This window comes from Pseudomonas cistanchae (genome assembly GCF_054483635.1).
This window is the reverse complement of sequence record NZ_JBTLWN010000001.1, coordinates 1037044-1049118: the sequence shown is the minus strand read 5'-3', so window position 1 is coordinate 1049118 and position 12075 is coordinate 1037044. Positions and strand designations below refer to the sequence as shown.

9 protein-coding genes are annotated in these 12075 nt (G+C 65.6%); 4 read left to right on the top strand and 5 right to left on the bottom strand.

Going from position 1 to position 12075, the window contains the following annotated elements; all coding sequences use genetic code 11:
• Positions 1-143: 143 nt before the first annotated feature.
• The 3 genes from ACX0MV_RS04785 to ACX0MV_RS04775 all read left to right on the top strand — a co-directional run bounded on the left by ACX0MV_RS04785 (position 144) and on the right by ACX0MV_RS04775 (position 2669).
• Positions 144-467, top strand: a complete 324-nt coding sequence (locus tag ACX0MV_RS04785) for a hypothetical protein (protein ID WP_458981336.1) — start codon at positions 144-146, stop codon at positions 465-467.
• Positions 468-702: 235 nt separating this feature from the next.
• Positions 703-1014, top strand: a complete 312-nt coding sequence (locus tag ACX0MV_RS04780; protein ID WP_458981335.1) for a DUF485 domain-containing protein — start codon at positions 703-705, stop codon at positions 1012-1014.
• Complete coding sequence (locus tag ACX0MV_RS04775) at positions 1011-2669, top strand: cation acetate symporter (protein WP_458981334.1); 1659 nt, start codon at positions 1011-1013, stop codon at positions 2667-2669. The genes ACX0MV_RS04780 and ACX0MV_RS04775 overlap by 4 nt, the downstream gene beginning before the upstream one ends.
• An 86-nt stretch (positions 2670-2755) precedes the next feature.
• Here ACX0MV_RS04775 and ACX0MV_RS04770 read toward each other — a convergent pair whose 3' ends face one another.
• Both ACX0MV_RS04770 and ACX0MV_RS04765 read right to left on the bottom strand, forming a co-directional pair.
• Positions 2756-4060 (bottom strand): NTP/NDP exchange transporter, encoded by a 1305-nt coding sequence (locus ACX0MV_RS04770; RefSeq protein WP_458981333.1) that lies wholly within the window; start codon positions 4058-4060, stop codon positions 2756-2758.
• 48 nt (positions 4061-4108) lie between these two features.
• The gene (locus ACX0MV_RS04765; RefSeq protein WP_458981760.1) at positions 4109-5074 is read right to left on the bottom strand and encodes an SDR family oxidoreductase; all 966 of its coding nucleotides are present in this window, start codon (positions 5072-5074) and stop codon (positions 4109-4111) included.
• Between the two features lie 454 nt (positions 5075-5528).
• Here ACX0MV_RS04765 and ACX0MV_RS04760 point away from each other — a divergent pair, with 454 nt between their 5' ends.
• A complete protein-coding gene (locus ACX0MV_RS04760) occupies positions 5529-6428 on the top strand; it encodes a LysR family transcriptional regulator (protein ID WP_458981332.1) in 900 nt (299 codons plus the stop codon).
• Between the two features lie 52 nt (positions 6429-6480).
• Here the strand turns inward: ACX0MV_RS04760 and ACX0MV_RS04755 are convergent, their stop codons facing one another.
• Genes ACX0MV_RS04755 through ptsP form a run of 3 tightly spaced genes read right to left on the bottom strand, consistent with a single transcriptional unit; the run spans position 6481 to position 12033 of the window.
• Positions 6481-8211 carry a fructose-specific PTS transporter subunit EIIC gene (locus ACX0MV_RS04755; RefSeq protein ID WP_458981331.1) on the bottom strand — a complete coding sequence of 577 codons (1731 nt, stop codon included), beginning with the start codon at positions 8209-8211 and terminating at the stop codon, positions 6481-6483.
• Positions 8212-8230: 19 nt separating this feature from the next.
• On the bottom strand, positions 8231-9166 hold the full coding sequence (gene pfkB / locus ACX0MV_RS04750; protein WP_458981330.1) for a 1-phosphofructokinase: 936 nt from the start codon (positions 9164-9166) through the stop codon (positions 8231-8233).
• On the bottom strand, positions 9166-12033 hold the full coding sequence (gene ptsP, locus ACX0MV_RS04745; RefSeq protein ID WP_458981329.1) for a phosphoenolpyruvate--protein phosphotransferase: 2868 nt from the start codon (positions 12031-12033) through the stop codon (positions 9166-9168). Before ptsP ends, pfkB begins: the two co-directional genes overlap by 1 nt.
• Positions 12034-12075: the final 42 nt, after the last annotated feature.

Sequence of the window (12075 nt, the reverse complement as noted above, 5' to 3'; positions counted from 1 at the left end):
TATGGAGAACACACCGGGGGCATAGTTCAGACAAATCGGTCAGTAACGAGGCTGACCACTTCACGCTAGAGGCATGAGGCCATGATTCCAATGCGCACGCACTCTGTCTTAGGCTTCGCCTTTGCTCACCAAGGAGTATTCAAATGCGCATGATGCTATCCGCCGCTCTCTGCCTGGTTGCCTTGAGCAGCTCTGCCGATGTGGAAGTCCGCCAACCGTACTGGTACGTCCAGCTGCAATGTGAGGGATACGACCAGTGTTTCGCCTCTAGTAATGGGAGCTATACCCACAGTCAGAGCTCAGCTCGGCGCTTTGACGATCAATTGAAAGCCCAGCGTTTCATGGATAGCTTCACCAGCAGCATCCGCGATAAATCACCGCGCCTGACGCAGGGCTTTGACGTTAAATGCATTAGCGATGCCGATGCTCGTCGCTTAGACCTTGCCGGCAAGCCTTGTACGCAATAGCCCAGTCATGCCGGCGCTTCGCAGAACCATCATTAGATGCGTAAACGCCTCTCCTTGATAGAAGTCGGCCCCGTAATTTATCGGCCGACGCTGAGGCGAGGCGCTCCCACTGATGTACCCGGAGCGCGTCTATTCCGGGCCTACGACTATGGTCGCGACCACGACTAAAGTCGCCTGTGCAGCCGCAACCGTGGCTCTAGAGTGGCGTCACTTGCCGCAGAGGAGCCGCGCAATCATGCATGACAAGATTTACACCCAAATCCAGAATAACCCCCGCTTTCAGGAGCTGGTGGCCAAGCGCGAGCGTTTCGCGTGGCTGCTGTCCGCCTTGATGCTCGGCCTTTACCTGGCCTTTATCCTGCTAATCGCGTTCGTGCCGCAGTGGCTCGGTACGCGTATCAGCCCCGACTCGCCCATCACCTGGGGCATTCCGCTCGGGGTGGGGTTGATCCTGTCGGCATTCGTGCTGACCGGCGTCTATGTGCAGCGCGCCAATGGCGAGTTCGATGACATGAACCAGGCAGTCCTCGACGAGGTGCAGAAATGATCGCGCGTCTACTCAGCAGCATCGGCCTCGCAGCCATTGCACCGACCCTCTGGGCCGCAGAAGCGCTGACCGGCGCGGTGCAGCGCCAGCCGATCAACACGTCGGCCATCGTCATGTTCCTAGCCTTCGTCGGTGCCACCCTGTACATCACCTACTGGGCCTCGAAGCGCAACACATCGACGTCCGACTTCTACACCGCCGGCGGCAAGATTTCCGGCTTCCAGAACGGCCTGGCGATCGCCGGCGACTACATGTCCGCGGCGTCCTTCCTGGGCATTTCCGCGCTGGTGTTCACCTCCGGCTACGACGGCCTGATCTACTCGATCGGCTTTCTGGTCGGCTGGCCCGTGATCCTCTTCCTGATCGCCGAGCGCCTGCGCAACCTGGGCAAGTACACCTTCGCCGACGTGGCCTCGTACCGCCTGGGCCAGACCCAGATCCGCACCCTGTCGGCCAGCGGCTCGCTGGTGGTGGTGGCGTTCTACCTGATCGCGCAGATGGTCGGCGCCGGCAAGCTGATTCAGCTGCTGTTCGGCCTCGACTACCACGTCGCGGTGATCCTGGTGGGCATCCTGATGGTGCTGTACGTGCTGTTCGGCGGCATGCTGGCAACCACCTGGGTGCAGATCATCAAGGCGGTTCTCTTGCTGTCCGGCGCCTCATTCATGGCCCTGATGGTGATGAAGCACGTCGACTTCAACTTCAGCACGCTGTTTACCGAAGCCATCAAGGTGCACGCCAACGGCGAGGCGATCATGAGCCCCGGCGGCCTGGTGAAAGACCCGATTTCGGCGATCTCCCTCGGCCTGGCGCTGATGTTCGGCACCGCCGGCCTGCCGCACATCCTCATGCGCTTCTTCACCGTGAGCGACGCCAAGGAAGCCCGCAAGTCGGTGTTCTACGCCACCGGTTTCATCGGCTACTTCTACATCCTGACGTTCATCATCGGCTTCGGCGCGATTCTGCTGGTCAGCACCAATCCGGCGTTCAAGGATGCCGCAGGCGCCCTGCTCGGCGGCAACAACATGGCTGCGGTGCACCTGGCCAATGCGGTGGGCGGCAGCCTGTTCCTCGGCTTCATCTCGGCTGTGGCTTTCGCCACCATCCTCGCGGTGGTCGCCGGCTTGACCCTGGCTGGCGCCTCGGCGGTGTCCCACGACCTGTACGCCAGCGTGTTCAAGAAGGGCAAGGCCAACGAGAAGGATGAGCTGCGCGTTTCCAAGATCACCACCGTCGCGCTTGGCGTCCTGGCCATCGGCCTGGGCATTGCCTTCGAGAAGCAGAACATCGCGTTCATGGTCGGCCTGGCCTTCTCCATCGCGGCGAGCTGCAACTTCCCGGTGCTGTTCCTCTCGATGTACTGGAAGAACCTCACCACCCGGGGCGCCATGATCGGCGGCTGGCTCGGCCTGATCACCGCGGTAACGCTGATGATCCTCGGCCCGACCGTGTGGGTCTCGGTGCTTGGTCACGCCAAAGCGGTGTTCCCGTACGAGTACCCGGCGCTGTTCTCGATGATCGTTGCCTTTGCCGGGATCTGGTTCTTCTCGATCACCGACAAGTCCACCGCGGCGGCCAATGAAAAGGCGCGCTTCATGCCGCAGTTCGTTCGCTCGCAGACCGGCTACGGCGCCTCCGGCGCAGTCGCCCACTGACAGCATATCGAGTGAGAAAAGGCAGCCTTCGGGCTGCCTTTTTTATGGGCTTCGCCAGCCGATTCCCGGGCTTGTATGACGGCCTGCTAGTCTCGCCGAACGGACTCCAGGCGCCGCTCCGTCCTCCCGAGAAAAAAGCCGCACAACCCCCAGACCGCCGCAATCAACGCGCCCACCAGCATCGCCAGTGCGGGCTTTTCGCTGAACAGATCGAGCGCATGCTTGAGCCAACCGCTAACGGCGTCACCACCCCGGTAAACCACCGTGTCGATGAAGTTCTTCGCCTTGTACTTCTGCTCGGCGGGCACCACGGTGTAGAGCATCTCGCGGCCTGGCCGCACCAGGGCATATTCACCGGCCCGGCGGATCACCATCACCACCACGAAGACGGCGAACACCGGCGCCAGCGCCAGCCATATGAAGCCCGCCACCATCACCACCGGAATGCTTACCAGCAACACCGTGGTACCCAGCCGGCGCGCGAGGTGCCCGGTGATGAACAGCTGAGTGAGGATGGCAAGCCCCTGGACCACTGCATCGATGGTGCCGAACACCTGGGTTTGCCGGACCGGATCGCTGAACGTCTCGGACACCAGCCGTGCCTGCTCGAAGTAGAGAAAGGTGTTGATACTCGCCAGCAACATGACAAACGCGGCGATTCCCAGCAGATAGGGCGAGCGCAGCGTGGCGAGCGCACCGGCAAACGGGTTTCCTCCCAGCGCGTTATGCCGGGCCGGTGTTGCCTGCTGGCGGGTTTCGATGTCGGGCTGCTGATCGCGCCAGCGATGCAGCCACACCGCGAGCGCGGCACTCGCCAGCAACAGGCCGGCGCAGAGCAGCAATAACCCCGCATGGCCAAGCGGCCGCACCAGGGCGATGCCCAGCAGCGGACCGACCAGCCCGCCCAGGCTCGCGCCAGCGGCTATGAGGGCGAACAGACGCTTGGCAGCGTCGGCGTCGAATACGTCGGCCAGCACACTCCAGGCCAGCGAGACGGCCAGCAGGTTGAACACCGACAGCCAGATGTAAAACGCACGTGCCACCCAGGGGTCGTCCGGAAAGAAGGCAAGCGCGACGGCGAAGCTGATCAGGTGGCTGGTGAAAACCCCGTACACCCAGGGAACGATACGCCGCCGCGCCACCTTGGAGGCCAGCCAGCCAAACAGCGGCAGGGTGACCAGCGTGGCGACGAACGTGCCGGTGAACAGCCATTGAAGGTTGTCGACACCGCCCGCCACGCCCATGGTTTCACGCACCGGGCGGAGCATGAAGTAGCCGGTGAACAGCAGGAAGAACATAAAAAACCCAGCGATCACCGCAGGCCGTTCCCCGGGTCGGGTATTGAACAGCCGCGCGAAACCGCTCGGCAGTGAATCAGTCGAGGTCGTCACGGTATAAGCCTCTTGCGCTGACCCGCCTGCGGCGGGTCTGTGAAGGGATCAGCGGAAGCTGGCCCCGGTAAGTTGCTCGCTGAGGTCCCACAGGCGCGCCGCGGCCTGTGCGTCCTGCGCAGGTTGCGGAATAGTCGCGAGACCCAGCGGGCCGCGTTTTTCGTCCGCCCCCGTGGGCCCGTAATAGGCGCCGCCGCGCGCCTGCGTCGCGGTTGCGGCATAGAGCGTGGACAGGGCGCCCTGCGCGGCCGAATGGTAAACATCGCGGTCCTTGGCCCAGTTCTGACCGAAGGCGCTGTCCAGTCCTGGACCGTTCTTCACCAGCTCGGTGACCGCCACGCCGGGGTGCACGCCGATACTGCGAATGCCCCAGCCGTGCTGATCACTGCGCCGCTGCAGCTCGAAGGCGAACATCAACATCGCCAGCTTTGACTGGGCGTACACCGGCATGGGCGCGTAGCCTTTCTCCGCCTGCAGGTCGTTGAAATCGATGCGGCCGTGATGCACGGCAATGCTGGCCAGGTTAATCACGCGCGGGTCGGGCGACTTTCGCAGCAGCGGCAGCAACTGCGCCGTCAGCGCGAAGTGGCCCAGGTAGTTGGTGGCGAGCTGCAGCTCATAACCGTCCGCTGACAACTCGCGCTCGGGCAAGGCCATGACGGCGGCGTTGTTGATCAACACGTCGAGGCGTTGCTGGCGCGACTGGAGTCGTTGGCTCAGCGCGGCAACCGAGCGCAGGTCCGCGAGATCTAAGGTTTCGAAGCTGACCCGCGCCCCCGGTACTGCCTGTTGAATGCGGCTGACCGCGGCATCGCCGCGGGCCTGATTACGCGCGGCGATGATCACGTTCGCCCCTGCGCGGGAAAGCGCCAGGGCGTCTTCATAACCCATGCCGCTGGTACCGCCCGTGATAAGCACCGTGCGCCCGGCCTGCGACGGCATGTCCGCCGTCGACCAGTCCGGCTTGGGCGCCTGGGCGTCCTGGGCAGTCACGCCGCTGGCCTCGATGCCCATGAACAGAGCGATGCCGATCGCGCTGGAAAGCTTCAGCAGGCTGCGGCGGGTAAGGCGGGTACGGGCAACGGTTTCGTGTGTGGCTGACATGGCGGAGTCCTCTGTCGTAGATCGCGGTGGGCGCCGACACAGCCGAATGCATGCGTCGTCGAAGCAGATTCTTGCGCCACGACCCACAACCGATAAGCCAGACAAAACCGAACGAACCGTACGCCCTGGCGTACAGACTCATGATCACTGCGCATCAGCGCAGGCGCGGCCAAGCGCCGTTTCCGCGCGCAGCCCCTATTCCAGAAGGCCCAGCTCGTGCCCACTCGCTTACGCCGTCGGCGACGGAAGGTTATGGCAGTCGTGGCAGCACCTTGCTGTACGAATCTGCGTACAACCTGTTATTCCCGAGCTGGGCTACCATGGCTCGGCCAAGGGCTTTATCGACCGCGCACCAGGAGACACCATGAGCCGACTTGATCTGGATGACGTTGCCCTGTTCGCCGCAGTGGTCGAGGCAAGTGGGTTTCGCACCGCGGCGGAAAAGCACGGGATGTCCGCCTCGTCGCTGAGTGACTGCGTGCGGCGCCTGGAGGCCCGGCTGGGGGTCCGGTTGCTAAATCGCACGACCCGCTGCGTGACCCCAACCGAGGCGGGCAGTCGGCTGATTCAGCGCTTGCGGCCGGCACTGGAGGAAATCAGCGACGCGCTCAACGACCTCAACGATGATCAGCAAAGCCCTGTCGGTACGCTCAAGCTCAACGTTCCCGTGCCGGTCGCGCAGTTTGTAATGCCGACGCTGCTGGCGGGCTTTCTCGAGCGTTATCCCGGTGTGCGGGTCGAGGTCATGATGGACAACAGCTTCATCGACGTGATCGCCGCAGGCTTTGACGCCGGAGTTCGCTATGAAGAGCGCCTCGCCAAGGACATGATCGCCACGCCTATCGGCCCGCGCCGACAGCGCTTCGTCGCCGCCGCATCCCCGGCCTATCTGGCGCGTTACGGCACTCCCCAGCACCCTCAGGAGTTGACCAGCCACCGCTTGCTCGGCAACCGTTTCGCCAGCGGCGTGCTCGGTATCTGGGAATTCGAGAAAGACGGTCAGTCAATTCGAATCACGCCCGAAGGCCCGCTGCTGTCGTCATCCACCGACCTGCGCATCAGTGCCGCGAGCGCGGGCGTCGGCATCATCTACACCTTTGAAGAGTACCTGCGACCCTTGCTCGACAACGGTACGCTGCAGCCCATTCTCGAGGGGTGGTGGCAGAATTTCAGCGGACCCTATCTCTACTACCACCAACGGCGACAGATGCCGGCGCCCCTGCGGGCATTCATCGATTACCTGAAACAGACCTCTGCCCAATAGCCCGTTCTCTCCGGACAGGCCAGGCGGAACTCGACAGGCAAATGGCGGCTGGCTAGGCCGCAGCGGCCACCGCCAGCGGTTGCGCTTCAGGCCGCTTGATCAGCGCATAGACCACGCCGGTGACCAGGCTGCCGGCGACTATCGCCAACAGGTAGAGCGCGGCATGGTTGATCGCGTTGGGGATCAGCAGCACGAACAGGCCGCCATGGGGCGCCATCAGCTTGCAGCCGAAGTACATCGACAGGGCACCGGTCAGCGCGCCGCCGGCGATGCTCGCCGGAATCACCCGGAACGGGTCCTTGGCGGCGAACGGAATCGCCCCCTCGGAGATAAAGCACAAGCCGAGAACCCCTGCAGCCTTGCCCGCCTCGCGCTCGGACTGGGCAAACTTGCGCCGCGCCAGCACGGTCGCGATGGCCATGCCGATGGGCGGCACCATGCCGGCGGCCATGGTTGCCGACATGGGCGCGTAGCTCTGCGCGGCCAGCAGACCGAGCGAAAAGGCATAGGCGGCCTTGTTGATCGGCCCGCCGAGGTCGACGCACATCATCGCGCCGAGCAACAGGCCGAGCAGAATCGCATTGGTGCTGCCCATGCCATCGAGAAACGCGGTCAGCCCGGCGAGCATGCCCGCCACCGGCTGGCCGACCACGTAGATCATCACCAGGCCGGTAAACAAGCTGGCCAGCAATGGGATGATCAGAATCGGCTTGAGCGACTCGACGCTGGCCGGCAGTTTCACCCAGCGGGCAATGGCCTTGGCCGAATAGCCGGCGAGAAAGCCGGCGACGATGCCACCGATAAAACCCGCGCCCAGGCTGCTGGCGAGCAGGCCGCCGATCATGCCCGGCGCCAGGCCGGGACGGTCGGCTATCGAATAGGCGATATAGCCCGCCAGCACCGGCACCATCAGTTTGAACGCCGCCTCGCCACCGATCTGCATCAGCGCTGCCGCCAGGGTGCCCTCCTGCTTGAACGCCTCGATGCCGAAAACGAACGACAGGGCGATCAGCAAACCGCCGGCCACCACCATCGGCAGCATGAACGACACGCCGGTAAGCAGGTGTTTGTAAGGGCCGCCCTGACCGCCACCCGGCGCGGCGGCCTGAGCATTGCCATCGGCAACCAGCGGCTGGGCCTCGGCCAGCGCGCGCTGCAAGGTCTGCTGCGGCTGCTTGAGCGCCACGCCGGTACCGCAGCGAAATACCTTCTTGCCGGCAAAGCGCGCCGTATCCACCTCGATATCGGCGGCCAGCAACACCACATCGGCCGCGGCGATTGCGTCGTCGTCGAGCAGGTTGCGCGCGCCGACCGAGCCGCGGGTTTCCACCTGCAAGGCGTAGCCCAACTGCTCGGCAGCCTGCTGCAGCGCCTCGGCGGCCATAAAGGTATGGGCCACGCCGGTCGGGCAGGCGGTGATCGCCACCAGTCGCGGCTGCCCACCGACGGGCTGCAACTGCGCCTCGGCCGTCTGCAACGGTGCGGCGTTCTCGGCGGCGTCGAGAAGAAACTGCTGCGGATCGACCAGCGCCGCGGCCGGGGTCGACTGCAGCAGGCGCTTGCCGACAAAGCGCTGCAGCGACAGCGCGCCGGTTTTGACCACCACGACCAGGTCGGCGGCGGCGATATCGCCATCGCTCAGCGGCGAGCCGATGGCCTTGGGGTCATGCACCTCGACCCGCGTGGACCAGCCGAGGCGTTGGGCAGCGGCTTCCAGCAGGCGCGAACAGAGCACGCTGGTGACCATGCCGTTGGGGCAGGCGGTGACGATCAGCAGATTCATGACAAAACCTCTTATTTTTTTAGGCCCGCGACGTGATCGTCACGGCTGCTTCCAGGCGTTCCAGTTGTTCGCGGTCATGGATACCGAAACCGATCTGCGTCACCGCCTGCGCCGCCACAGCAGTGGCCAGCCGCAGCGTGCCCTCCGCCGGCCAACCGTTGAGCAGGCCATGCAGGGTGGCCGCCAACAGCGAGTCGCCAGCGCCAACGGTGCTCGCCACCACCACCTGCGGCGGCTGCGCCTGCAACGCGATGTCAGGACCGAACCAGCTGACTCCGGCAGCGCCACGCGACAGCAGCACGTGCTCGATGCCCTGCTCGCACAGCGTCCGCGCCGCCGCGTCGAGCATGGCGGCGGAGGGGTCGACGAGCCCGCAGGCCTCGGCCAGCTCGTCCTCGTTGGGCTTGATCAGCCAAGGCTGCACCGCCAGCCCCGCCTGCAGCGCTGCGCCACTGGTATCCAGCGCCAGCGGCAGGCCAAGGGCCTTGAGCCGGCCGAGCAGCGCAGCAAACCACTCCACGTCGATGCCCTGCGGCAAGCTGCCGGCGACCACCACCGCGTCATGGCCAACCGCGATCTGTTCGAGCGTCGCCAGCAACTCGTCCTGATGCCGCGCCGCGATCAGCGGGCCGGGGCCGTTGAGGTCGGTGATGCGCCCGCTGCGTTCAGCCAGTTTGATATTGCTGCGCGTCTCGCCCGGTATGCGGACGAAGGCGTCGACGAAGCCGCAGCGACTGATCAGGGCATCGAACGGCGCCGCATTGGCAATGCCGAGAAAGCCGCTGACGGTAACCTTGTGACCGAGGTCGGCGAGCACCTGGGCGACGTTCAGGCCTTTGCCGGCCGCATGGCTGGTCAGGCCGGAACCACGGTTGACCGCGCCGGGCTGCAGCACGTCGAGGCTGACGGTCAGGTCCAGTGCCGGGTTGAGGGTCAGGCTGAGAATTCGCGCCATCAGTGCGACTCCTCAACCAAGGCACGCACTGCGGCGGCACTTTCCAGGCTCAGCGCCTGTTGCGCCAGGGCCTGGCTGTGACGGCGGTCCAGCTCGCGCACCCTTGCCTTGACCAGCACGATGGAACGCGCCGACACGCTCAGTTCGTCGATTCCAAGGCCGACCAGCAGCGGCACGGCGAGCATGTCGCCAGCCAATTCGCCGCACACGCCAACCCATTTGCCATGTGCATGGGCGGCTTCGACAGTCATGCCGATCAGCCGCAATACGGCGGGATGCAAGCCATCGGCCTGGGCCGACAGGGTCGGATGGCCCCGGTCGATGGCCAGGGTGTACTGGGTCAGGTCGTTGGTGCCGATGCTGAAAAAGTCCACTTCGCGGGCCAGTACCGGCGCCAGCAGCGCAGCCGAGGGCACCTCGACCATGATCCCGAGCTGCAGGTCTTCGAGCGGGATCTCCTCGCGCAGGCGCAGCGCCATATCCCGTGCGACGCGCCACTCCTCCACGCTGCCGACCATCGGGAACATGATCCGCAGGGGCCGCCCGTCTGCGGCTGCCAGCAAGGCGCGCAACTGGGTTTCCAGCATGTCCGGGCGCTGCAGGCTCAGGCGAATACCGCGCACGCCAAGGAACGGGTTCTCCTCGGCGGGCATTGGCCAGTACGGCAACGGCTTATCGCCGCCGACATCCAGGGTACGCACCACCAGCGGGCGCCCATCGAGCGCGTCGAGCACGCGGCGGTATTCGGCTTCCTGGGTGGCCAGGTCCGGCGCCTGGGAATGGTTCATAAACACCAGCTCGGTGCGCAGCAAACCGATGCCTTCGGCACCCAGCTCCACTGCTTCGGTGGTTTCGCCACTGGCGCCGATGTTGGCAACGACTTCCACCGCATGGCCGTCGCGGCTCACCGCAGGCTGCAGGCGTTCGGCGTGGGCGCGCTCGCGCCGACGCTCGCCGAGCTCCCGCTCACGCAACGCCTGCTGCAGGGTTTGCGGGTCGGGCGCGACACGCACTAGACCGCGATCACCGTCGATCAGCAGCACGGTGCGTTGCGCCAGCGCGAGCACGCTGGCGCCCGCGCCGACCACGGCGGGAATTCCCAGGGCGCGGGCAATGATCGCGCTGTGCGCGGTGGCGCCGCCGCGTGCGGTCAGAATCCCGGCCACGCGCTGGCGGTTGAGGCTGGCGACGTCCGAGGGCGCAACTTCATCCATCACCAGGATGTAGGGCTCGTCCGGCTCGCTTGGCGCCTCGACGCCGCAGAGTTTCGCCAGCACCCGCCGACCGATATCGCGCAGATCGGCAGCACGCTCGGCCAGCAGCGCATCATGCAGGGCTTCCTGTTGCGCGGCCGCGGCTTCGATCTCGGCGATCCAGCCGGCCTCGGCGCTCAGCCCTTGCTGCAGGCGGGCCTCGACATCCTCACGCAACGCCGGGTCGCGCAGCATGGCTTGGTGGGTGGCAAAAATATCGCGAACGCTGGCCTCGTCGCTGGCTTCGACCAGGCGCTGGATGTCCGCCTCGATCGCCGCCAGCGCGGCGCTCAGGCGTTGCCGCTCGGTCGCGTTGCCCTGACCCTGCTGCGGGTAGTCGAGCTGCGGGACGATGCGCACCAGCGCCGGGCCGCTGGCGATGCCCGGCCCTGCCGCGACGGCCTGGATGCGCGCCCCCGCCTGGGGTGCCTGCACGGCGGCAGGTGCGCAGGTAGCCACGCTCGGGGGGGAGTCGGCGGTCGCGGGCAGCGGTTCGACCCGCTCGCCGAGACCACCTTGCACGGCAACTTCAATGGCGGCCAACGCATCGCCGGCAATCGCCGGCTCGGCGCTGAAGACCAGGGTCTGACCACGCCGCGCGCCCAACGCCAGCAGCTTGCTCAGGCTCTTTGCCGACACACCACGGCCCGGCTCGTCAAGCAGGCGCACGCGGATTTCGCCATCAAAGGCCTGGGTGAGCTCGCTCAGCGCCTTGGCCGGCCGCGCATGCAGCCCATGACTATTGGCCAGGGCGATGTGCAGCGTGGGCCAGTCGACCGGCATCTCTCCACCCAGGGCTTCGAGCACGCTGCGGCTTGAGGTCGCCTGACTGAACGCCTCGGCGCGGCCTTCGATAAGCAGATCGCACAGTCGCTCCAGCGTGCGCCGATGGCCTTCGCCCAGGCTGGCCAGACAAAACAGCCCGGTCAGCGCGTGCTCGCCGTGGCGCAGCGGCTGTGCCGGGGTTACGAATGCCAGGCCGGGACGCTGCACCGCCTGCTCGCTGTGCAGCCACCAGAGACCGTTGCCCAGGGGCAGCGGTGCACTTCCGGTCAGGCCGTTGGCGAAGCCGCTGGTCGCGCAGCCGGCCTTTTTCAGCAGCCGCGCGCCGTGCCAGACCAGCTCGTCGAAATCCTCCGCGGCCACGCCCAGACCGATCAGTTGGCTGTCCAGCGCCAACTCCTGCGGTGCGCCTTGCAACAACTGGATGAGCGTCTCGGCATCGCGTGCTTCGCGCAAGGCCTGACTGAGGTCGCCCTCGCCCAGCGCGCGGGTGAGCAACTGCAGCAGGCGCAGGTGTTCGTCGGAACGCGCGGCGATGGCGATAGCCAGGTACACCCGCTGACCATCGCCCCAGTCGATCCCCTCGGGAAACTGGATCAGCCGCACGCCGGTCTGGAACACCTGCTCACGGGTTTCCGGCGTGCCATGGGGGATCGCGATGCCCTGGCCCAGGTAGGTGGAGCCCTGCGCTTCTCGCGCCTGCAGACCGGCAAGGTACCCCGGCGCAACCAGCCCGGCATCGACCAGTTGATCGGCCAGCATCACCAGCGCGGCGTCTTTGTCAGGCGCGGTCAGGCCCATCTGGATCTGGGTTGCATTCAATTCGAGCATAGCGGTACTCCTTCGGCCGACGCGCTTCATTTGGGGCAGGCA